The sequence below is a fragment of the Nocardioides massiliensis genome, assembly GCF_030811215.1.
Lineage (GTDB): Bacteria > Actinomycetota > Actinomycetes > Propionibacteriales > Nocardioidaceae > Nocardioides_A > Nocardioides_A massiliensis.
On the sequence record NZ_JAUSQM010000001.1, the window covers coordinates 2,135,892 to 2,157,150 of the forward strand.

Consider the following 21,259-nt stretch of genomic DNA (forward strand, 5'->3'; position numbering starts at 1 on the left):
ACGAGACCGGTGCCGGTCGCCCAACCGACAGCGGTACCCTGGCACGCGTGACGACCATGCGTTTCCTCCCCGCTCCCGCCGCCCGCGCCTGGCGCCGTGCCGGCGTCGTGACCGCGCTCACCCTCACCGGTGTCCTGGCCACGGTCGCCCCGGCGTCCGCCTCGGTCCCCGAGGGCTGGGACACCGCGGAATCGGTGTCCGGGCTGCAGTTCCTGCTGGTCCTGCTCGTGTTCCCGCTGGTGGCGTTCCTCGTCATCTGGGTGCTGGCGCACCTCGCGGCCTCGCGGCCGCCGCGCTACGCCAAGGCGGTCGAGCTGCACCAGGGACAGACCTGGATGGGTGGCCCGCAGAAGGGCGTCCAGGCCGCGACCGGTACCTCCGCGGAGGAGACCGGCGGTGCCAGTGCCCGCTGGTGAGGTGCTGGGTGCCGCCGAGCGGGTCGCTCTCGATCAGGCGATCCGTTCGGCCGAGACCGTCAGCCGGTTCGAGTTCTCCGTGTACCTCGGCCCGGCCGAGGATGACTCCCGCGCCTTCGCAGAGCGTCTGCACGCCGCTCTCGTGGTGCCCGACCGTTCGGTGCTCGTGCTCGTCGACCCGGGAGCGCGGGTCCTGGAGGTGGTGACCGGGGCGGTCGTACGCCGCACCCTCACCGACGAGGACGTCCGCCTCGCCGTCCTGGCGATGCAGGCCGACCTCGCCGACGGCGACCTGGTCGGCGGGATCAGCCGCGGGCTGCGGACGCTGGCCCAGCAGGCCCGCGGCTGACCCTTCGCTCGCTGCGGCTCAGGCGCCGTCGCGCTCCTGCGCGCGGCGCGCCCGCTCGACGTCGTCCAGTCCCTCACGCACATAGCGCTTGGCCGCCGGGTTCGCCGGGGACGACTCGAGCCACGCCCGCACCCGCTCGACCGACGCGTCGTCGGTCAGGGGCCGCGGATACATCGCCGTGAGCGCAGTCGAGGCGCGCTGCACACCCTTGGCCTCCCACAGCGTCTCGGCCGCCTCGAGATAGCGCTCGAGGTACGGCGCCAGCAGCTCCTCCTGGCCTGCTGTCATGAACGCGGTCGCGATACTGCGCTGGGTCTCGTTGGGGACGTCGTCGCGCACGATCGCCAGCTCCCAGGCCTCCTCCTTGGCCTCGGCGAGCGGACGCAGCGTCCGCGCGGCCGCGGCCCGCTCCTGGCCGGAGATGGTGTTGTCGCGTTCGAGCTCGGCGGCGATCCGATCGGCGTCGGCGCGTCCGGCAGCCGCGAGCGCGCCCAGCAGCGTCCAGCGCAGGTCGGTGTCGACGGTGAGGCCCTCGACCGAGGAGCTGCCGTCGAGCAGCCCGGCGACCAGGTCGAGACCCGCGTCGCTGCGCGCCGCCGAGGCGAACGCGCGGGCGAACGCCAGTTGGTGGTCGCTGCCGGGCTCCGCGGCGTGCAGCAGCTCGCGCAGCCCCTCCTCCCACGTCGCGCGCACGCGGTCACGGTTGCGGGGGTGGCTGAAGCTTTCGGTCGCCTCGCGCGCGTAGAGCGGCAGCCGCGTGACTGCCATGACGTCGCTCTCGGTGCCGATGCCCCTCAGGACGAGGGCGACGAAATCGGTGGCGCTCATCTCCGCGTCGCGGGTCATGTCCCAGGCCGCTCCCCAGCACAGGGCGCGCGCCAGCGAGTCGTCGAGGGTGTCGATGCCGTCGACCAGCGTCGCGAGCGAGCGGGGGTCGAGGCGGATCTTGGCGTAGGTGAGGTCGCCGTCGTTGAGCAGCAGGAGGTCGGGCTGACGCTGTCCGTCGAGCTCCGGGATCTCCGTGCGCTCACCGCGGACGTCGACCTCGACCGCCGTACGCCGCACGAGCTGGTCGCCCTCGCGGTCGTAGAGGCCGATGCCGATGCGGTGCCGGCGCAGGGTGGGGAAGTCGGGGTGAGCGCTCTGGCGTACGGCGAACCCGGTGTAGGCGCCGTCGGGGTCGAGCTCGAACTCCGGGCTGAGGGTGTTGACGCCGGAGGTCGTCAGCCACTCGTCTGCCCACGAGCGCAGCTCGCGGCCGGAGGCCTCCTCGAGCGCGCCGAGGAGGTCACCGAGCTCGGTGTTGCCGAACGCGTGGGCCTTGAAGTAGCGGCGCAGCCCGGCGAGGAACTCCTCCTCACCGACCCAGGCCACCAGCTGCTTGAGCGACGAGGCGCCCTTGGCGTAGGTGATGCCGTCGAAGTTCACCTCGACGGCCTCGAGGTCGTAGTTGTCGGCGGCGACCGGGTGGGTGCTGGGCAGCTGGTCCTGGCGGTAGGCCCAGTTCTTGCGGGCGTTGGTGAACCCCGTCCAGGCCTCGGTGTACCGCGTCGCCTTCGTCGAGGCGTGGTGGGAGGCCCACTCGGCGAACGACTCGTTGAGCCACAGGTCGTCCCACCAGCGCATCGTCACGAGGTCGCCGAACCACATGTGCGCCATCTCGTGCAGGATCGTGTTGGCGCGCTGCTCGTAGAACGAGCGGACCTGGCGGCTGCGGGGGAGGTACTCGTCGCGGAAGGTCACGCAGCCGGCGTTCTCCATCGCCCCCATGTTGTATTCCGGCACGAACAGCTGGTCGTACTTGCCGAACGCGTAGGGGTGGTCGAAGGCCTCCTCGAAGAACGCGAAGCCCTGCTTGGTGACCTCGAGGATGTCGTCGGCGTCGAGGTCGGCGATCTTCGACTGCCGGCAGAACAGTCCCAGCGGGATCTCGCCGTGCGCGCCGACGTAGGTGTCGCGCACCTCGTGGTACTCCCCGGCGACCAGCGCGGTGATGTAGGTCGACATCGGGTCCGTGGGCGCGAACCGCCAGGTGGCGCGCGGCGTACCGGAGTCGTCGGTGCCGGCGTCCTCAGGCGCGGGGGTGGGGGAGTTGGAGACGACCGTCCAGTGCGCGGGCGCGGTGACGGTGAAGGTGAAGACCGTCTTGAGATCGGGCTGCTCGAACGTGGTGAACACCCGGCGCGCGTCGGGCACCTCGAACTGCGTGTAGAGGTAGACGCGGTCGTCGGCGGGGTCGACGAAGCGATGCAGCCCCTCGCCGGTGCGGCTGTAGGGCAGCTGGCAGCGGACGACGAGCTCGTTGTCACCGCGCAGGTCGTCGAGCTGGATCCGGTTGTCGCGGTAGACCTGCGTCTCGTCGAGACGCACGCCGTTGAGCGTGATCTCGTCGATGGTCGCGCCGACGAGGTCGGCGAAGGTGGACGCTCCGGGCTCGCGGCAGGTGAAGCGCAGCACGGTGGTGCTGGCGAACACCTTGTCGCCGACGGTGAGATCCAGGTCGATGGTCGAGGACTCGACGGCGAGGAGCTGGGCGCGGGTCTGCGCCTCCTCGCGGGTCAGGTTGGTTCCAGGCATGGGCAGCATCCTGTCACCCGTCGCCTGCTGGTGCCGGCGGTGCCGAAGTCGCCTTCGGGGATGGCGGGGAGGGTGGGGACAACGGTACGGTCGTGACGCACGCGACAGGTGATGCCAAAGTAAAAATTGGGACTCACCGGCGTGTCGCGCTTGCAACCGTGGTCGAATGCTCCCCGTGAGTAGTGCGGGGAAGGTGCTGCGCGCGTCGTCGGCCATGGGGATCGTCGCTGTCATGGTGGCCACGCTGGGCTGGGTCGCGCCGTCGGGAGCCGCCGGTTCGACCGCGTCGCGACCGCAGGAGGACGTCCGCTTCAACGCGATGAGCGCGGCGACACCGAGCGCCTCGACGTACCTGTGCAAGGGGTACGACGCCTGCCAGCGCGCCGGCTACCCGCACGCCGGCTACAAGGCCGTGAGCGCCAAGAAGACGATGTACTGGCAGATGTACGGCGGGCACAACTGCACCAACTACGCCGCCTACCGCCTCGTGCAGAGCGGCATGGCCAACAAGCGCCCGTGGACCGGCGAGGGCAACGCCACCCACTGGGGTGTGGCGATGTCCAAGATCACCGACACCACGCCGATGGTCGGCGCGATCGCCTGGTGGCGCAAGGGCACCTCGGGTGGGGCGAGCGGGCACGTCGCGTACGTCGAGCAGGTCGTGTCGCCGACCGAGATCATCGTCTCCGAGGACAGCTGGGGAGGCGACTTCAGCTGGCGCCGCATCACCAGCGGCCGGGGGTGGCCCGACGGCTTCATCCACTTCAACGACGCCGCGGTCAGCAACGTCGCCGCGCCGAAGGTGATCGGCACCCCGGCGGTGGGCGCGTCCCTGCAGGCCGACCCCGGGGCTTGGCACCCGGCCGGCACCTACAAGTACCGCTGGTTCGTCGACGGCACCCGCCTGCCGAACCAGAACAAGCAGACCTTCGCACCGCGCCCGGCCCACCTGGGCAAGGAGATCGCGGTCCGCATCATCGGCGAGCGGACCGGCTATCGGGCGGCGACCGCCGACTCGGCACCCACGCCCGCAGTCGAGCCCGGCACGCTGACCACCGTCGCGGCACCGACCGTCAGCGGCACGGCCGAGGTCGACCGCACGCTCACCGTCGACCCCGGCGCCGCAGCGTCGCCGTTCAAGGCCGTCACCCCGAGCCCGGCCATCCAGTGGTACGCCGACGGGGCTGCTATCCCCGGTGCCACCGGCACCTCGCTGGCCCTCGGCCAGGCCCAGATCGGCAAGCACGTCACCGCCCGGGTGACCTGGCGTGCCGCCGCGCACCACGACCTCGCTGCGGCCAGCGCCGCCACCGAGCCCGTGCTCGCCGGCACCATCACCGCGTCCGGGTTCGCCGTGACGGGTGACGCGCGCCGCGGACAGGTCCTGCGGGTCGAGCCCGGCACCGTCGAGCCGGCGACCGCCGAGGTGCGCATCGAGTGGCTGCGCAACGGCAAGCCGACCGGCGTCACCGGTGAGACCTACGCGTTGCAGCCCGGTGACGTCGGCGCCCGCATCCGTCCGCGGATCACCATCACGCAGACGCACTTCCGCACCTTCAGCCACACCATGGCGCCCTCGGCCCGGGTCGTCACCGACCCGAGCCTGCGGGTGAAGGCGATCGGCAAGCCGGGCCGTGCGGTGGTGCGGATCCGAGTCGTCGCACCGGGCGTGGCGAACGTCCGGGGTGCGGTGACGGTCCGCGTCGGCAAGCAGACGGCGCAGGCCGACCTGCGCAACGGCCGCGCGCGGGTCGTCGTCCGCGACCTCAAGCCCGGCACGCGTGCCGTGCGGGTGGCCTACGCCGGGCGACCGCTGATCACGCCGGTCCGGTCGCCGCGCTCGACGGTGGTCGTCGCCCGCCCGCGATGAGCCGTGACGCATCATGGACGCATGACCAACGCCGACTTCTGGTTCGACCCCCTGTGCCCGTTCGCCTGGATCACCTCGCGCTGGATCGGCGAGGTCGAGAAGGTTCGTGACATCCAGGTCACCTGGCACGTCATGAGCCTGGCCTACCTCAACGAGGACAAGGACGTCCCCGAGGACTACCGGGAGATGCTGAAGACGGCGTGGGGTCCCGTGCGCGTCTGCGTGGCCGCCGAGCAGCAGCACGGCCAGGAGGCGCTGGGCCGGCTCTACACCGCGCTCGGCAACCGCCGCCACAACTCGGGTCGCGAGTTCGACCGCGCCGTCATCGAGGAGGCGCTGACCGAGGCCGGTCTGCCGACCGAGCTCGCCGACGCAGCGGACTCGACCGACTACGACGAGGCGCTCAAGGCCTCCCACCACCGTGGCATCGACCAGGTGGGCCAGGAGGTCGGCACCCCGATCGTGGCGATCGACGGCGTCGCGTTCTTCGGTCCGGTGCTGACGAAGATCCCGCGCGGCGAGGAGGCCGGCAAGGTCTGGGACGGCGCCGTCGCGATGGCGTCGTATCCCTACTTCTTCGAGCTCAAGCGCACCCGCACCGGGGACCTCGACTTCGACTGATCAGGAGCTCGACGCCGCCGCGCCGCCGGCGGCGATGGCCGCGGTCATCGCCGCGGTGGTGGCGGCCACGGCGTCCTTGACGGCCTTGGCCGCCCAGTCGCCGTCGGCGATCTCCTTGGCGCGCTTCTTCAGCTCACCTCGGCGCATCCCCTCGACCGCGAGCACCTTCGGGACGACATCGACGGCGTGCAGCAGGGCCACGAGCGTCGCGGTGCGCTCGTCGGGGTCGACGCCGCCTCCCAGCGCGGCCTGGAGCTGACGGCGTACGGCGTCCTCGTGCGCGGAGTCACGAGCCGGCCAGGTCGTGGTGGGGAACAGTCCGAGCACCTTGCCGTCGCGGCGCTCGAGCAGGCCGCGCTCGACGAGCCGGTCGGTCAGGCGCGCCTTGAGCCCCTTGCCGAGCCGGTCCACCAGGTCGCCGGGGGAGCGGGGCTTCTCGGCGACCGTCTCCAACGCGGACGCGAGCAGCGGGTCGCTCGGGGCCGTGTCGGCCGTGACGACCACGGCCTGGCGGCCGAAGACCCCGGCACCCTTCTCGACCTCGACCGCCCGGACCAGGCCGAGCTCGGCGAGCAGCGCACCACCGAGGACGGACTTCTCGTACGTCGAGGCCGCCATCTTGCCGGTCTCGTCGTCGAGCAGGAGCAGCAGCAGGTCCTCGGCGATCAAGTGGGGTGCGGAGGTCATGTCCCAGGTGTACCCCATCGCGGCCGGCGGTCGGGAGGGCGTCGCGCGCGCCCTAGGATCGACCCCCATGAGCAAGGTTCTCTCCGCAGTCGCCTGGCCGTACGCCAACGGTCCCCGTCACATCGGCCACGTCGCCGGATTCGGGGTGCCCTCGGACGTGTTCAGCCGCTACATGCGGATGGCGGGGCACGACGTGCTCATGGTCTCGGGCACCGACGAGCACGGCACCCCGATCCTGGTGGCCGCCGACGCCGCCGGGGTCAGCCCGCGCGAGCTCGCGGACCGCAACAACCGGCTCATCGTCGAGGACCTGGTCGCACTCGGCCTGTCCTACGACCTGTTCACGCGCACCACGACGGGCAACCACTACGAGGTCGCCCAGCGGCTGTTCGCCGCCGTGCACCGCAACGGCTACATGGTCGAGCAGACCACCAAGGGCGCGATCTCGCCCTCGACCGGTCGCACGCTGCCGGACCGCTACATCGAGGGCACGTGCCCGATCTGCAAGGCCGACGGCGCCCGCGGCGACCAGTGCGACAACTGCGGCAACCAGCTCGACCCGACCGACCTGATCGACCCGCGCAGCCGGATCAACGGGGAGGTGCCGGAGTTCGTCGAGACCCAGCACTTCTTCCTCGACCTGCCGGCGCTGGCCGAGGCGTTGGGGGAGTGGCTCGACGAGCGCGAGGCGTCGGGCACCTGGCGCCCCAACGTCATCCGCTTCAGCAAGAACATCCTCGCCGACATCCGTCCGCGGGCGATGACGCGCGACATCGACTGGGGCATCCCGGTGCCGCTGGACGGCTGGCGCGACAACCCGTCGAAGCGGCTCTACGTCTGGTTCGACGCGGTCATCGGCTACCTGTCGGCCTCCATCGAGTGGGCGCGGCGCACCGGTGACCCGGACGCGTGGCGTGCCTGGTGGAACGACCCAGAATCCCTGTCCTACTACTTCATGGGCAAGGACAACATCACCTTCCACTCCCAGATCTGGCCCGCCGAGCTGCTCGCGTACGCCGGCAAGGGCGAGCGTGGCGGGCACCCCGGGGAGTACGGCGAGCTCAACCTCCCGACCGAGGTCGTGTCCTCGGAGTTCCTCACGATGGAGGGCAAGAAGTTCAGCTCCTCGAAGTCGATCGTGATCTACGTCCGCGACGTCCTGGAGCGCTACCAGCCCGACGCGCTGCGCTACTTCATCAGCGCCGCCGGTCCGGAGAACCAGGACAGCGACTTCACCTGGGCGGAGTTCGTCCGGCGCACCAACGACGAGCTCGTCGCCGGCTGGGGCAACCTGGTCAACCGCACGGCGACGCTCGTCGCCAAGAACTTCGGCGAGATCCCCGCGGCCGCCGAGCTTACCGACGCCGACCGCGCGATCCTCGACCTCGTCGAGCGCGGGTTCGACGTCGTGGGCGACCTGATCCGCCACCACCGGCAGCGGCAGGCGATCGGTGAGGCGATGCGGGTCGTCACCGAGGTCAACCGCTACGTCACCGAGTGCGAGCCGTGGAAGCTCAAGGGCGACGACCAGCGCGAGCGGCTCGCCACCGTGCTGCACGTGATGGCGCAGTGCGTGGCCGACTGCAACCTCCTTCTCGCGCCGTTCCTGCCCCACAGCGCCAACGACGTCGACCGGGTGCTCGGCGGCGCCGGCGACGTCGCACCGATGCCGCGCATCGAGGAGGTCACCGACCTCGACGACGGCGCGGCGTACCCGATCATCACCGGTGACTACACGACCGCACCCGCGTGGGAGCGGCGTCCGGTCGTGCCCGGGACGACGGTCGAGAAGCCGACGCCCGTCTTCACCAAGCTCGACCCGTCGATCGCCGAGGAGGAGCTCGCGCGCCTCGGCGTCGAGGCGCAGGACAGCTGAGGTGGTGCTCTTCGCGCAGGCACGCGCGGCCGTCGCCGCAGCGGCCGGCGACCCGCCCGTATGGGAGAGCGACATCGCGGCCGCGCGCCAGCAGGCGCGCGACCTGGCGGTCCGTCAGCCGCGCGAGGACGTCGAGGAGGTCACCGACGTCGACGCCGACGGCGTGCGCTGTCGGCTCTACGTGCCCGCCGACCGGCGTCCCGGCGTCGTGGTCCACCTGCACGGTGGCGGCTTCGTCTTCCACGACATCGACGTCCACGACGCGGCCACGCGCCGACTGGCGAACGCCTCCGGCACGGCCGTGCTGTCGGTCGACTACCGACGTCCGCCCGAGCACCGCTTCCCGGCGGCGCCCGACGACGTCGACACCGTCCTGCGCTGGCTCGCTGCGGGTGCGGGCGGACGGACGATCGGTCCGGCAGCGGGGGAGCCGGCGTACGCCCACGGTGACAGCGCGGGCGGCAACCTCGCCCTGGTGGCCGGGCTGCGCAACCCCGGCTACTTCGCCGCCGTCGCGCTGATCTACCCGTTCCTCGACCCGTCGGCAGGCTTCGACTCCTACCGCACCGCCGCCGACGGCTTCGACCCGCGCGAGGCCGCCTGGTACTGGGAGCAGTACGCCGCCACACCCGCCGACCTCACCCACCCCGACCTGGCACCGCTGCGGTCGGAGGCGTTCGGGACCCTGCCGCCGACGCTCGTGGTCACCGCCGAGCACGACCCGCTGCGCGACGAGGGCGAGGAGCTCGCCCGCCGGTTGGACGATGCCGGTGTCGCCGTGACCGCGACCCGCTACCTCGGCCAGATCCACGGGTTCTGGCGCCACGACACCGTCTTCGACGCCGCCGGTCCGCTCCTGCACCAGGTGGCCGGATTCCTCCGCCTGCACCCGGGTCTGGGAGACTGAGCGCATGCGCGTTCACCTCGGTTCCGACCATGCAGGCCTCGAGCTGAAGAACCACCTGATGACCCACCTGGTCGACGCCGGGCACGAGGTCGTCGACCACGGTCCGTTCGTCTACGACGCCCTCGACGACTACCCGGTCTTCTGCCTGCGGGCGGCCGAGGCCGTCGCCGACGAGTTCGACACCCAGGGCAGCCTCGGTGTGGTGATCGGTGGCTCGGGCAACGGCGAGCAGATCGCCGCCAACAAGGTGAAGGGCGTCCGTGCCGCGCTGGTGTGGAGCCAGGAGACCGCGGTGCTCGCGCGCGAGCACAACAACGCCAACGTGATCTCCGTCGGCGGCCGGCTGCACAGCCTCGAGGACATGACGGCGTTCGTCGACACCTTCCTCGCCACGCCGTACTCCGACGAGGAGCGTCACACCCGCCGCATCGGCATGCTCGCCGACTACGAGACCACCGGCGACCTCCCGCCGCTCCCGGCGTCGGCGCTCACCGGGCCTACGGACACCAGCACGGACCAGTGACGTGCCCGAGGGACACACCCTCCACCGGCTCGCACGTGATCTGACCGACGCCTTCGCCGCGCGCGGGGTGCGCGTGAGCAGTCCGCAGGGCCGGTTCGCCGACGAGGCGGCGCTGCTCGACGCCAGCACCGTCGAGTCCGCGGAGGCGTGGGGCAAGCACCTGTTCGTCACCTTCACCGGTGAGCGGGTCGTGCACGTCCACCTGGGTCTCTACGGCTCCTTCGCGATCACTGCCGGTGTGGAGTCGGTGCCCGCGCCCGTCGGCCAGGTCCGGCTCCGGCTCGTGGCTGCTGACGACGAGCGCGCGACGTACGCCGACCTGCGAGGTCCGACCGCCTGCACCCTCATGACGCCGGCCGAGCAGGGCGCGATCGTCGACCGGCTCGGTCCGGACCCGCTGCGCCCCGACGCCGATCCCGAGCGGATGGTCGAGCGCGTACGCCGCAGCCGCGCACCGATCGGCACGCTGCTGATGGACCAGTCCGTGCTGGCCGGCGTCGGCAACGTCTACCGCGCCGAAGTCCTGTTCCGCCATCGGGTGCACCCGCTGCGCCCCGGCACCGCCGTGCGCCGCAGGACCCTCGAGGCGATGTGGGACGACCTGGTGGGGCTGATGGAGGAGGGCGTGCGCACCGGTCGCATCGACACGGTCCGCCCCGAGCACACCCCCGAAGCCATGGGACGGCCGCCGCGCCAGGACGACCACGGCGGCGAGGTCTACGTCTACCGCCGCACCGGTCAGCCGTGCTTCGTCTGCGAGCGGCCTGTGCGCACAGATGTGCTCGCAACACGCAACGTCTTCTGGTGTGCGCGATGTCAGCCGGCATACCGCCCCCGGGCCGTACAGTGACCACGACCCTCACCGGTGGCGACCCGTTCGCGGTGCCCCCCGATCCCTCAAGGACTCAGCAATGACCGCACCCGCCACGGTGCAGCGGCGCGTCGTGAGCACCAGCCGCTCGGCCCGGCTGCGTCGTACGGTGCATGCGGAGTCGCTGTGGCTGACGCTGCTGATGGTGAGCACCGTCGTCCTGTCGTGGGCCGTGATCACGTTCCAGCAGTCCGTGCCGATGACGACCATGGTGCTCCCGCTGGCGGTCGGCACGTTGCTGCTCGGGCCGGGACGGCTGCCGTGGTTCGTGGTCTTCGTCCTGCTCGCGCTATCGCTGTGCGTGTGGCTGCAGGACGTCTTCGACCTGCGCCGGGGCGTCTCCGTCGCGGTGATCTTCCTCTACGGCCTGGTCGTGCTGCTGTCGTCGTTCCGCCGCACCCGCTTGGGCGTCTCGGGGTTCCGGGGGGAGTCGATGCTGGTCGACCTGCGTGACCAGATCACCGACCAGGGGCGTCTGCCGCGGCTGCCGGAGAGCTGGTACGCCGAGTCGGTGCTGCGCTCGGCCGGCGGGACGCCGTTCGCCGGTGACTTCACCGTCGCCAACCTCGCCGACGAGGGGCGTCGCCTCGACCTCGTCGTAGTGGACGTGTCCGGCAAGGGCGAGGAGGCCGGCACCCGTGCGCTCATGCTCTCGGGTGCGTTGAGCGGTCTGCTGGGTGCGCTGCCCCCGGCGTACTTCCTGCCCTCGGCCAACCGCTACCTCCTGCGCCAGGACTGGCCGGAGGGCTTCGCCACGGCCGTGCACCTCTCGGTCGATCTCGACAGCGGGGAGTACGAGCTGCGGACGGCCGGCCACCCACCGGCGCTGCAGCTCTCGGCCGGCTCCGGGCGGTGGTCGACGCTCGAGACCGAGGGGCCGGTGCTCGGCCTGATGGCCGACGCGACGTACGAGGTCCTGCGCGGCAAGCTGCAGCGTGGTGACAGCGTGCTGCTCTACACCGACGGCCTCGTCGAGACCGCGCTGCGTGACTACTCCCAGGGCATCGACCGCCTGCGCGGGCGCGCCGAGCGACTGCTGACCAAGGGCGTCGAGGGTGCGGCCGAGCGGCTCGTCGCCCAGCTCGGGGCGAGTGACGACGACCGCGCGCTGGTCCTGCTGCACCGACGTTGAGCGCGCCGAGTGCCTGAGGTCACACGGCGTAAACGCGGAACCTGCCCCAGCGGTGTAATGCACCGTGTCAAGATCCCGGCGTGCCCCCATCCGCCACCCGCGCGCAGGTCTGCGCCGGGCGCTGCAGGGCTGATGCCGAACCGTCGCGCGCAGGGGATCGTCGTACGGTCCTACAGCGTCGACGAAGAGCTGCACGCGGCGGCTGCCGCGAAGGCTGCGGCAGAGGGCAGGACCCTCACCGAGGTCATTCGCCAGGCGTTGGCGCACTACCTGGCCGAAGATCGGGTCGAACCGGGCGGTGAACCCGGTCAGGTGGAGCGGGTGACGGGAATCGAACCCGCGTAGCCAGTTTGGAAGACTGGGGCTCTACCATTGAGCTACACCCGCGCGGTCGTCTCGCGACGACCGGAGACAGGATGCCATGCCGCTGGGCCCGCCCGCGATTCGGGGCGGCGTACCCGCGTGCCCTAGACTCCCGGGGGTCGTCCGACGGGGCGTAGCGTAGTGGCTAGCGCGCCTGCTTTGGGAGCAGGAGATCGCAGGTTCGAGTCCTGTCGCCCCGACCAACGTCCCCTGTTGCTCGCGCGAACCGAAGCCGCGAGAAATCAATCGAAGTCTGCAAGGAGTAGATCTGTGAAGAGCGCCGTCGAGACCGTGGGTCCGACCCGGGCCAAGCTCACCGTCGAGGTGGACTTCGAGGAGCTGAAGCCCAGTCTTGATGCTGCCTACAAGCGCATCGCTCAGCAGATCACGATCCCGGGCTTCCGCCGGGGCAAGGTGCCGCCGGCGATCATCGACCGTCAGGTCGGTCGCGGCGCGGTCCTCGACGAGGCCATCAACGACGCGCTCCCGCGCCTCTACACCGAGGCCCTGCGCGAGAACGAGCTCGAGCCGGTCGCCCAGCCCGAGATCGACATCACCAAGCTCGACGACAACAAGTCGCTGGAGTTCACCGCCGAGGTCGACGTCAAGCCCGAGGTCACGGTGCCGGACTACACCGGCCTCGAGGTCACCGTCGACGACGTGGTCGTCACCGACGAGGACGTCGACACCCAGGTCGAGGCGCTGCGCGAGCGGTTCGCCTCCCTCACGACCGTCGAGCGCGCTGCCGGCGACGACGACTTCGTGACCATCGACCTGCTGGCCAAGCAGGACGGCGAGCCCGTCGAGGGTGGCGAGGTCAGCCAGATGAACTACCAGGTCGGCAAGGGCGGGATGATCGATGGCCTCGACGAGGCCCTGCGCGGTCTCTCCGCCGGCGAGTCCGCGACGTTCACGTCCCAGCTCGTCGGTGGCGACCTGGTCGGCCAGGACGTCGAGGTCGAGGTCACCGTCACCGAGGTCAAGGAGCAGGAGCTCCCCGAGCTCGACGACGACTTCGCCCAGACCGCCTCGGAGTTCGACACCGTCGCCGAGCTGCGTGAGGACGTCCGCGTCCGCCTGGAGCGGGGCAAGCGTCTCGAGCAGGCGGCGGTCGCCCGTGACGCGGCCCTGGAGAAGCTGCTCGACCAGGTCGAGATCCCGCTGCCGGAGACGATGGTCACCGACGAGCTCAACGCCCGGCGCCAGAGCATCGAGCAGCAGCTGATGTTCGCCGGCATGACGATGGAGGCTTACCTCGACTCCGAGGAGCAGACCATCGACGAGTTCGAGGCCGACCTGGAGAAGCGCGTCCGCGACGCGGTCGCCGCCCAGTTCCTCCTCGACGCCGTGGCGAAGAAGGAGGAGATCGGTGTCGACCAACAGGAGCTGTCCGACCACCTGATGCGCCGTGCGCAGCAGTCCGGGCAGAACCCGCAGGAGTTCATCAACCACATGGTCGAGCACAACCACCTGCCCGACATGGTGGCCGAGGTGCTGCGTGGCAAGGCGCTGGCCGTCATCGTCGAGTCGGCGAAGGTGACCGACGAGTCCGGCAACGAGGTCGACCTGAAGAACCTCCAGCCCGACGGCACGATCGGCGAGCCGGTCGACGAGACCGCCGAGACCGACGAGGCTGCGGAGAGCGACGAGGGCTGAGGCCCCCGCTGGGCCGGACCGACGAGGTCGGGTACGGCGCGGTGAGTGAACAGTCGTCCACCGGCGGGTCTACGCTCCCGCCATGACGACCGTTCCCGTGCCGCCCGGCCCGACCGTGCTCGACGCGCTGGCGCTGGCTGCGGAGGCGGTCGACGAGCTGGTCGTCGGGATCGCACGCGACACCCACCTCGCGGTGGCCCGTCGGATCGACCGGACCGTGACGCGCGTGCTCGGCCGGACCGCTGCTGTGCCGACCGCCCTGCACACCGGGATCGCCCGGACGGTGTACGGCGGACTCGGGCTCGGTCTGCGTGCCACGGCCCGCGGGCTGGGCAGGTGGGCGCGCACGGGTGCAGGCACGCCGTTGGAGGCCAGCGCGGGCGGCCGGTTCGTGCGCTCCGCGGTCAACGGGCTGATCGGTGACCAGCTGGTCGACGACCACCCGCGGTTGGCGCTGACCATGACCGTGCGCGCACCCGGCGTCGGTGACGTGGACGTGCGCGACGCCGCCGCGGTGGCGGTCGCCTATCCCGCCGCCACCGGACGGGTCGCCGTCCTGCTGCACGGGTTGTGTGAGAACGAGTCGTACTGGGAGCGCGCCCGCGACGTCGTGGGCACCACCTACCCCGCCGCGTTCGCAGCGAAGGGATGGACGCCGGTCCTGCTGCGCGCCAACACCGGGCTCGGTGTGCGCGCCAACGGCGTCGCGCTGTCCTCCCTGCTCCAAGACCTTGTGGACCACTGGCCGGTCCCGGTCGAGCGGATCACCCTGGTCGGGCACTCGATGGGCGGGCTGGTGATGCGCGCGGCCGGAGCTGTGGCCACCGACGCCGCCGACCCGTGGACCCAGCGCGTCAGCGACGTCGTCACCCTGGGCACGCCGCACCTCGGCGCGCCGATCGCGCGCGGGATCGGGCACGGCAGCACCGGCCTCGGGTGGCTACCCGAGACCGCGCCCTTCGGGCGCTTCCTCGATCGGCGATCCGCCGGGGTGCGCGACCTCGTCGCCGGACTGACCGCGGACGTCGCGCCGTTGCCGTCCGCCCGCTACCGGCTGGTGTCCGCGACCGTGACCCGCTCCCCGCGGCACCCGGTCGGGTGGCTGGCGGGGGACCTGCTGGTGCGCGAGCGGTCGGCGTACGGCGTCGAGCCCGGCGGGCGCACGCTGTTCCCCGGGGCGGAGCGACTGCACCTCGGGCAGGCGCACCACTTCCACCTGCTCAACGATCCGCGCCTGCACGCCGCCTTCGACCGCTGGCTCGACTGAACTGCTGGTGTGGGGCTGTCTCCGCTGTGGGCGAACACGGGCAGGTTGCCCGTGGGTGCGTCGGTCCCGGCGGCTAGTGTCGGATCCGTGAACAGCTTCCCGCAGACCCCGCAGATGAACGCGGCCGGCGGCTACGGCCTCGACGACCACATCTACCAGCGCTTGCTGCGCGAGCGGATCATCTTCCTCGGCTCCGAGGTGCGCGACCAGAACGCCAACGCGATCTGTGCGCAGATGCTGCTGCTGAGCGCGGAGGACCCCGAATCCGACATCTTCCTCCACATCAACTCCCCCGGAGGATCGGTCGACTCGGGGATGGCGATCTACGACACGATGAACTACATCCCCAACGACGTCGCCACGGTGGCGATGGGCCTCGCGGCCTCGATGGGGCAGTTCCTCCTGTGCGCCGGCGCCCCCGGCAAGCGCTACGCCCTGCCGCACGCGCGGATCATGATGCACCAGCCACTCGGCGGCATGGGTGGCTCGGCCTCCGACATCAAGATCCAGGCCGAGCAGTCGCTGCACATCAAGCGCGTCATGCAGGAGCTGATCGCCCAGCACACCGGCCAGACCTTGGAGCAGATCGAGCGCGACTCCGACCGCGACCGCTGGTTCACCGCCCAGCAGGCCCTCGAGTACGGCTTCATCGACAAGGTCATCGGCAGCGCGAAGGAAGTCGCTGACGAAGGCCGCCCGGCCCGGATTAAGGACTGACGCATGAACTACTACATCCCGCAGTGGGAGGAGCGGACGTCCTACGGCATCCGCCGCATCGACCCCTACGCCAAGCTGTTCGAGGACCGCATCATCTTCCTCGGCACGCCGATCTCCGACGACATCGCCAACGCCGTGATGGCGCAGCTGCTGTGCCTGGAGTCGATGGACCCCGACCGCGACATCTCCATCTACATCAACTCGCCCGGCGGCTCGTTCACGGCGCTGACGGCGATCTACGACACGATGCGCTTCATCAAGCCCGACGTGTCGACGGTGTGCCTGGGGCAGGCCGCCTCGGCTGCGGCGATCCTGCTCGCGGCCGGCGCCCCCGGCAAGCGGATGGCGCTGCCCAACAGCCGGATCCTGATCCACCAGCCCTACACCGAGGGCACCTACGGCCAGGCCTCCGACATCGAGATCCAGGCCAACGAGATCCTGCGGATGCGCGAGCTGCTCGAGAAGATGATCAGCGAGCACTCCGGCAAGGATCTCGAGACGGTCAGCCGCGACATCGAGCGCGACAAGATCCTCACCGCCGACGCGGCGGTCGAGTACGGCCTCGTCGACTCGATCCTCGAGTCGCGCAAGGCCACCGCCGCGCTGGTCTGACCGGCGCCGACCCCGTGCGAGCGGGGACACCGCAACTCGTGTGTCCCCGCCACGCGGCGGGGTCATCCGGGGTACCGTCGAACTGATCTCGGCCAGGACGGGCCGGCCACGACCGAAGGGAAGAGTCACAGATGGCACGCATCGGTGACGGTGGCGACCTGCTGAAGTGCTCCTTCTGCGGGAAGAGCCAGAAGCAGGTCAAGAAGCTCATCGCAGGACCTGGGGTCTACATCTGCGACGAGTGCATCGACCTGTGCAACGAGATCATCGAGGAGGAGCTCAGCGAGGGCAGCGAGCTCGGCCTCGAGGAGCTGCCCAAGCCGCGCGAGATCTTCGACTTCCTCAACACCTACGTCATCGGCCAGGAGCAGGCGAAGAAGTCGCTGGCCGTCGCGGTCTACAACCACTACAAGCGCGTTCAGGCCGGCGCGACCGCCGCGGCCAAGCACTCCAAGGAGGAGCAGGTCGAGGTCGCCAAGTCCAACATCCTGGTCGTCGGTCCGACCGGTTGCGGCAAGACCTATCTCGCGCAGACGCTCGCCCGCATGCTCAACGTCCCGTTCGCGATCGCCGACGCGACCGCGCTCACGGAGGCCGGCTACGTCGGTGAGGACGTCGAGAACATCCTCCTCAAGCTGATCCAGGCGGCCGACTACGACGTCAAGAAGGCCGAGACCGGCATCATCTACATCGACGAGATCGACAAGGTCGCGCGCAAGGCGGAGAATCCCTCCATCACCCGCGACGTCTCGGGCGAGGGTGTGCAGCAGGCGCTGCTGAAGATCCTGGAGGGCACGACGGCCTCGGTGCCGCCGCAGGGAGGCCGCAAGCACCCCCACCAGGAGTTCATCCAGATCGACACCACCAACATCTTGTTCATCGTCGGTGGGGCCTTCGCCGGGCTCGAGCACATCATCGAGCAGCGCGTCGGCAAGAAGACCCTGGGCTTCGCCGCCGAGGTGCGGTCCGCGGCCGAGCGCGACGCCGAGGAGCTGCTCGCCCAGGTGCGGCCCGAGGACCTCGTGAAGTTCGGGCTCATCCCCGAGTTCATCGGCCGACTGCCGCTGATCGCCTCGGTCAACAAGCTCGACGAGCCGGCGCTGGTGCAGATCCTCACCGAGCCCCGCAACGCGCTGGTCAAGCAGTACCAGCGCCTCTTCGAGCTCGACGGCGTCGAGCTGGAGTTCACCGAGGACGCGGTCCTCGCCGTCGCCGGCAAGGCGATGGAGCGGGGCACCGGTGCTCGCGGCCTGCGCGCCATCATCGAGGAGGTCCTCCTCAACGTGATGTACGACGTCCCCTCCCGCGAGGACGTCGCGAAGGTCGTCGTCACTGCCGAGGTGGTCAACGACCACGCCGTGCCCACCCTGGTGCCGCGCGAGGCCGAGCCGAAGAAGAAGAAGTCGGCCTGACGCGGCATCGGTTCTCCCCGGTTTGTCCGGGGTCTGGAGCGTGACGCAGGTCCCGCTTCCGTCATCGAGGAGACAACCCCCTCCTGACGAGGCACAATGGGGATCCGGGCACGACCGGATGGGGTGAGCAGATGCGCGCAGCACACGCGGCGCCGCTGGCGGCGTTCACTGCCGTCGCCACGCTCTGCGCCTCCTTCGTGGTCTCCTCGCTCGACTCGTCCGAGCCCGCGCGAGCCCCGGTGGCCGTTGCCCCGACCACGACCCCCACGCCGAGTGTGAGCTCCTCACCGTTCTCCGCGCGGCACACTGCCGGCCGCGCGACCCTGCCCGAGCCCCGCCCGCCGGCTGCTCCGGCGGCCCCGGCCGTGGAGCCGACCCCGCGCACCGGCCCGGTGGTCATCACCGTGCCCGGACCGCAGGGCGACGAGCGTCCCGCGCTGGTGGTGCCCGGCAGGCTCGGTGGCGTTGATGACGAAGGCCGGGAGCTTGAGCCGAAGCACGTCGAGGCGCGTCCCGCACCGCCGGCTCCGCCGTCCGATCCGACGACTCCGCCCGTCGCGCCGTCGCCCACCCCGGCGCCGGACGAGGGCGACGCCCCGGCTCCGACGCCCACTACTCCCACGCCGTCCGCGACGCCGACCCCCGGTGACGAGGACGCAGCGGAGGATGAAGACGCGGAGAGCGCCGGCAGCGCGGTCGCCCCGGGACCCGGCCCGACCGACTGAGCGGTCGGCCGGCCGGGCTCAGCCCTCGGGGTTGTCAGCCACCACGGCGACGACGGTGATCTCCGGGTCGTCGGTCGCCACGAACGTCACCGGTCCTTCGACCCGTCCGACCGCACGCAGGTCCTCAGCCGCCTGCTCGGCGAGCGCGACCTGAGCTGCCGGACCACGGACCTCGGCGGAGGCCAGCGGCGTACGCATCGAGACCTTGGCCTGCGACTTCGCACCGCGCAGGCCGTGCAGGGTCGCCTCGACCGCCGCGATCAGGTCGGGGCTGGTGGCGCCAGCGGCACCGAGGTCGGCCTGGGTCGGCCAGGACGCCCGGTGCACCGATCCCTCCTGCCACCACGACCAGACCTCCTCGGTCACGTAGGGCAGGAACGGTGCGAGCAGGCGCAGCTGCACGTGCAGGGCGAGCGCCAGGGCGGCCTTGGCCGAGGTGGCGCCGTCGTCACCGGTCTCGCCGTACGCCCGCTGCTTGACCAGCTCGAGGTAGTCGTCGCAGAACTCCCAGAAGAACTTCTCGGTGACCTCGAGTGCGCCCGTGTAGTCGTAGGCCTCGAACGAGTCGGTCGCGGTCTCGATGACGCGGCTGAGCGCACCCAGCATCGCGAGGTCCACCGGCTGCGTGACCGCCGCGGGGCTGGTGGTGTGGGCACCGACGCCGCCGAGGACGAACTTCGAGGCGTTGAGCACCTTCATGGCCAGGCGGCGCCCGACCTTCATCTGGGTCTCGTCGAAGGGGGAGTCGAGTCCCGGGCGCGCCATCGCGGCGCGCCAGCGCACGGCGTCGGCGCCGTACTTGTCGAGGATCTCGGTGGGGACGACGACGTTGCCCTTGGACTTCGACATCTTCTTGCGGTCGGGGTCGACCACGAAGCCCGAGATCGCGGCATGCGACCACGGGACGACGCCGTTCTCGTGGTGGGCGCGCACGACGCTGGAGAACAGCCAGGTGCGGATGATGTCGTGGGCCTGGGGCCGCACGTCCATCGGGAAGGTGCGCGCGAAGAGGTCCTCGTCGCGCTCCCACCCGCAGACCAGCTGGGGGGTCAGCGAGGACGTCGCCCAGGTGTCCATGACGTCGGGGTCGCCGATGAAGCCGCCCGGCTTGCCGCGCTGGGACTCGTCGTAGCCGCGGGGCGCCTGGGTGGAGGGGTCCACCGGGAGCTCGGCCTCTGACGGCATGAGCGGGTGCGCGTAGTCGGGCTCACCGTCGGAGTCGAGGGGGTACCAGACCGGGAACGGGATGCCGAAGAACCGCTGGCGCGAGATCAGCCAGTCGCCGTTGAGGCCGCTGACCCAGTTCTCGTAGCGGTGCAGCATGTGCGACGGCACCCAGGTGATCTCCGAGCCGCGGGCGACGAGCTCGGCGTTGAGATCGGCGTCGCGGCCACCGTTGCGCAGGTACCACTGGCGCGTGGCGACGATCTCGAGGGGCTTGTCGCCCTTCTCGTAGAAGTTCGTCATGCGCTGGGTCGGGCTGGGGTCGCCGACCAGGTCTCCGGTCTCGCGCAGCTTCGCGACCATGGCCTCGCGTGCGCTGAAGACGGTCTTGCCGGCCAGGTCGGCGTACGCCGCAGCGGCTGCGTCGGCCTCGAGCCACGGCGGGGTCTCGCGGGCGAACCGCCCGTCGCGGCCGATCACGGTGCGCACCGGGAGCTGCAGCTCGCGCCACCACTGCACGTCAGTGAGGTCGCCGAAGGTGCAGCACATCGCGATGCCGGCGCCCTTGTCGGGCTCCGCCGCGGGGTGGGGGAGCACCGGGATCTCGACGCCGAAGATCGGTGAGGTGACCGTCGTGCCGAACAGCGGCTGGTAGCGCTCGTCGTCAGGGTGCGCGATGAGCGCGACCACCGAGGCGATGAGCTCGGGGCGGGTGGTCTCGATGTGGACCGGGCCGTCGGCGCCGTGGAACGCGACGCGGTGGTAGGCACCGGCGTACTCACGGGCCTCGAGCTCGGCCTGGGCGACGGCCGTCTGGAACGTGACGTCCCACAGGGTCGGCGCCTCCTGCAGGTAGGCCTCGCCGCGCGCGAAGTTGCGCAGGAACGCGCGCTGCGACACGGTCTGCGCGTCGGCGCCGATGGTCGTGTAGGTGTGGCTCCAGTCCACCGACAGCCCGAGGGTGCGCCAGAGGTCCTCGAAGACCTGCTCGTCCTGCTCGACGAGCTGCTCGCACAGCTCGACGAAGTTGGGGCGGCTGATCGGGATCTGCTTCTTGGGGTCCGGCTTGGCCGGTGGGGTGAAGTCGGGGTCGTAGGGCAGCGACGGGTCGCAGCGCACGCCGAAGTAGTTCTGGACCCGGCGCTCGGTGGGCAGACCGTTGTCGTCCCAACCCATCGGGTAGAAGACCGCCATGCCGCGCATGCGCTTGTAGCGCGCGAGCAGATCGGTGTGGGTGTAGGAGAAGACGTGCCCGACGTGCAGCGAGCCCGACACGGTCGGTGGCGGGGTGTCGATGGAGAAGACGTTCTCGCGCGGCTGGGTGCGGTCGAAGGCGTAGGTGTCGTCGGCCTTCCAGCGCTGCGACCAGGTGGCCTCGAGACCCTCGAGGGCAGGCTTGTCCGGTACGACGAGGCCCGGGGCGTCCGGGGTCGTCGTGGTCGGGGGCGTGCCAGGGGTCTCGGTCATGCGCCGCATGTTACGGCGATCAGGCGCCCCGCGCCGCGTCGGCCCCA

19 protein-coding genes and 2 tRNA genes are annotated in these 21,259 nt (G+C 70.9%); 17 read left to right on the forward strand and 4 right to left on the reverse strand.

The window, feature by feature from the left end; translation table 11 throughout:
- Positions 1 to 47 precede the first annotated feature (47 nt).
- Both J2S59_RS10590 and J2S59_RS10595 read left to right on the forward strand, forming a co-directional pair.
- Positions 48 to 416 (forward strand): hypothetical protein, encoded by a 369-nt coding sequence (locus J2S59_RS10590; protein ID WP_306825094.1) that lies wholly within the window; start codon positions 48 to 50, stop codon positions 414 to 416.
- Positions 397 to 765, forward strand: coding sequence for a DUF5130 family protein (locus J2S59_RS10595; RefSeq protein WP_306825095.1), 369 nt, complete (start codon positions 397 to 399; stop codon positions 763 to 765). The genes J2S59_RS10590 and J2S59_RS10595 overlap by 20 nt, the downstream gene beginning before the upstream one ends.
- Before the next feature lie 18 nt (positions 766 to 783).
- On the opposite strand, the gene pepN is transcribed toward J2S59_RS10595, so the two are convergent.
- A complete protein-coding gene (pepN, locus tag J2S59_RS10600; protein WP_068118523.1) occupies positions 784 to 3,342 on the reverse strand; it encodes an aminopeptidase N in 2,559 nt (852 codons plus the stop codon).
- Between the two features lie 175 nt (positions 3,343 to 3,517).
- Here pepN and J2S59_RS10605 point away from each other — a divergent pair, with 175 nt between their 5' ends.
- Positions 3,518 to 5,212, forward strand: a complete 1,695-nt coding sequence (locus J2S59_RS10605) for a CHAP domain-containing protein (protein ID WP_181641652.1) — start codon at positions 3,518 to 3,520, stop codon at positions 5,210 to 5,212.
- A 21-nt stretch (positions 5,213 to 5,233) separates the two neighbouring features.
- Entirely contained in the window at positions 5,234 to 5,833 is a 600-nt protein-coding gene (locus tag J2S59_RS10610; RefSeq protein ID WP_068118520.1) for a mycothiol-dependent nitroreductase Rv2466c family protein, read from the forward strand.
- Here J2S59_RS10610 and J2S59_RS10615 read toward each other — a convergent pair whose 3' ends face one another.
- The gene (locus tag J2S59_RS10615; RefSeq protein WP_068118531.1) at positions 5,834 to 6,520 is read right to left on the reverse strand and encodes a GOLPH3/VPS74 family protein; all 687 of its coding nucleotides are present in this window, start codon (positions 6,518 to 6,520) and stop codon (positions 5,834 to 5,836) included. It abuts the gene before it with no gap.
- Positions 6,521 to 6,587: 67 nt separating this feature from the next.
- Here J2S59_RS10615 and metG point away from each other — a divergent pair, with 67 nt between their 5' ends.
- The 6 genes from metG (at position 6,588) to J2S59_RS10645 (ending at position 12,174) form a co-directional block, all read left to right on the forward strand.
- Positions 6,588 to 8,396, forward strand: a complete 1,809-nt coding sequence (gene metG, locus J2S59_RS10620; RefSeq protein WP_068118517.1) for a methionine--tRNA ligase — start codon at positions 6,588 to 6,590, stop codon at positions 8,394 to 8,396.
- 1 nt (position 8,397) lies between these two features.
- Entirely contained in the window at positions 8,398 to 9,303 is a 906-nt protein-coding gene (locus J2S59_RS10625; protein ID WP_068118508.1) for an alpha/beta hydrolase, read from the forward strand.
- A 4-nt stretch (positions 9,304 to 9,307) separates the two neighbouring features.
- Positions 9,308 to 9,826 carry a ribose-5-phosphate isomerase gene (locus J2S59_RS10630; RefSeq protein WP_306825096.1) on the forward strand — a complete coding sequence of 173 codons (519 nt, stop codon included), beginning with the start codon at positions 9,308 to 9,310 and terminating at the stop codon, positions 9,824 to 9,826.
- A 1-nt stretch (position 9,827) separates the two neighbouring features.
- On the forward strand, positions 9,828 to 10,676 hold the full coding sequence (locus J2S59_RS10635) for an Fpg/Nei family DNA glycosylase (protein ID WP_068122340.1): 849 nt from the start codon (positions 9,828 to 9,830) through the stop codon (positions 10,674 to 10,676).
- Positions 10,677 to 10,737: 61 nt separating this feature from the next.
- Positions 10,738 to 11,829 carry a PP2C family protein-serine/threonine phosphatase gene (locus J2S59_RS10640; RefSeq protein ID WP_306825097.1) on the forward strand — a complete coding sequence of 364 codons (1,092 nt, stop codon included), beginning with the start codon at positions 10,738 to 10,740 and terminating at the stop codon, positions 11,827 to 11,829.
- Positions 11,830 to 11,961: 132 nt separating this feature from the next.
- On the forward strand, positions 11,962 to 12,174 hold the full coding sequence (locus tag J2S59_RS10645) for a ribbon-helix-helix protein, CopG family (protein ID WP_181642558.1): 213 nt from the start codon (positions 11,962 to 11,964) through the stop codon (positions 12,172 to 12,174).
- Here the strand turns inward: J2S59_RS10645 and J2S59_RS10650 are convergent.
- Positions 12,143 to 12,216: transfer RNA gene (locus J2S59_RS10650), tRNA-Gly, on the reverse strand. The genes J2S59_RS10645 and J2S59_RS10650 overlap by 32 nt on opposite strands.
- A gap of 103 nt (positions 12,217 to 12,319) precedes the next feature.
- Between J2S59_RS10650 and J2S59_RS10655 the strand changes: the two genes are divergently transcribed.
- The 7 genes from J2S59_RS10655 (at position 12,320) to J2S59_RS10685 (ending at position 18,581) form a co-directional block, all read left to right on the forward strand.
- Positions 12,320 to 12,395 (forward strand) — tRNA-Pro (locus tag J2S59_RS10655).
- A gap of 67 nt (positions 12,396 to 12,462) precedes the next feature.
- Positions 12,463 to 13,848 (forward strand): trigger factor, encoded by a 1,386-nt coding sequence (gene tig, locus J2S59_RS10660; RefSeq protein ID WP_068124413.1) that lies wholly within the window; start codon positions 12,463 to 12,465, stop codon positions 13,846 to 13,848.
- 82 nt (positions 13,849 to 13,930) lie between these two features.
- The gene (locus J2S59_RS10665; protein WP_068123912.1) at positions 13,931 to 15,115 is read left to right on the forward strand and encodes an esterase/lipase family protein; all 1,185 of its coding nucleotides are present in this window, start codon (positions 13,931 to 13,933) and stop codon (positions 15,113 to 15,115) included.
- A 114-nt stretch (positions 15,116 to 15,229) separates the two neighbouring features.
- Positions 15,230 to 15,832, forward strand: coding sequence for an ATP-dependent Clp protease proteolytic subunit (locus J2S59_RS10670; RefSeq protein ID WP_068123914.1), 603 nt, complete (start codon positions 15,230 to 15,232; stop codon positions 15,830 to 15,832).
- Positions 15,833 to 15,835: 3 nt separating this feature from the next.
- Positions 15,836 to 16,444 carry an ATP-dependent Clp protease proteolytic subunit gene (locus J2S59_RS10675; protein ID WP_068123910.1) on the forward strand — a complete coding sequence of 203 codons (609 nt, stop codon included), beginning with the start codon at positions 15,836 to 15,838 and terminating at the stop codon, positions 16,442 to 16,444.
- A 131-nt stretch (positions 16,445 to 16,575) separates the two neighbouring features.
- The gene (gene clpX / locus J2S59_RS10680; RefSeq protein ID WP_068123907.1) at positions 16,576 to 17,856 is read left to right on the forward strand and encodes an ATP-dependent Clp protease ATP-binding subunit ClpX; all 1,281 of its coding nucleotides are present in this window, start codon (positions 16,576 to 16,578) and stop codon (positions 17,854 to 17,856) included.
- 131 nt (positions 17,857 to 17,987) lie between these two features.
- Positions 17,988 to 18,581, forward strand: a complete 594-nt coding sequence (locus J2S59_RS10685; protein WP_068123905.1) for a hypothetical protein — start codon at positions 17,988 to 17,990, stop codon at positions 18,579 to 18,581.
- A gap of 18 nt (positions 18,582 to 18,599) precedes the next feature.
- Here J2S59_RS10685 and valS read toward each other — a convergent pair whose 3' ends face one another.
- A complete protein-coding gene (valS, locus tag J2S59_RS10690; protein WP_306825098.1) occupies positions 18,600 to 21,212 on the reverse strand; it encodes a valine--tRNA ligase in 2,613 nt (870 codons plus the stop codon).
- Positions 21,213 to 21,259: the final 47 nt, after the last annotated feature.

Excerpts from the sequence above, each read along its gene's own strand:
- J2S59_RS10665 (WP_068123912.1), top strand. The coding sequence starts at position 13,931 with ATGACGACCGTTCCCGTGCCGCCCGGCCCGACCGTGCTCGACGCGCTG.
- J2S59_RS10685 (WP_068123905.1), top strand. The coding sequence starts at position 17,988 with ATGCGCGCAGCACACGCGGCGCCGCTGGCGGCGTTCACTGCCGTCGCC.
- J2S59_RS10640 (WP_306825097.1), top strand. The coding sequence starts at position 10,738 with ATGACCGCACCCGCCACGGTGCAGCGGCGCGTCGTGAGCACCAGCCGC.
- J2S59_RS10645 (WP_181642558.1), top strand. The coding sequence starts at position 11,962 with ATGCCGAACCGTCGCGCGCAGGGGATCGTCGTACGGTCCTACAGCGTC.
- J2S59_RS10615 (WP_068118531.1), bottom strand. The coding sequence starts at position 6,520 with ATGACCTCCGCACCCCACTTGATCGCCGAGGACCTGCTGCTGCTCCTG.
- J2S59_RS10670 (WP_068123914.1), top strand. The coding sequence starts at position 15,230 with ATGAACGCGGCCGGCGGCTACGGCCTCGACGACCACATCTACCAGCGC.
- pepN (WP_068118523.1), bottom strand. The coding sequence starts at position 3,342 with ATGCCTGGAACCAACCTGACCCGCGAGGAGGCGCAGACCCGCGCCCAG.
- metG (WP_068118517.1), top strand. The coding sequence starts at position 6,588 with ATGAGCAAGGTTCTCTCCGCAGTCGCCTGGCCGTACGCCAACGGTCCC.
- J2S59_RS10675 (WP_068123910.1), top strand. The coding sequence starts at position 15,836 with ATGAACTACTACATCCCGCAGTGGGAGGAGCGGACGTCCTACGGCATC.
- J2S59_RS10630 (WP_306825096.1), top strand. The coding sequence starts at position 9,308 with ATGCGCGTTCACCTCGGTTCCGACCATGCAGGCCTCGAGCTGAAGAAC.
- valS (WP_306825098.1), bottom strand. The coding sequence starts at position 21,212 with ATGACCGAGACCCCTGGCACGCCCCCGACCACGACGACCCCGGACGCC.
- clpX (WP_068123907.1), top strand. The coding sequence starts at position 16,576 with ATGGCACGCATCGGTGACGGTGGCGACCTGCTGAAGTGCTCCTTCTGC.
- J2S59_RS10610 (WP_068118520.1), top strand. The coding sequence starts at position 5,234 with ATGACCAACGCCGACTTCTGGTTCGACCCCCTGTGCCCGTTCGCCTGG.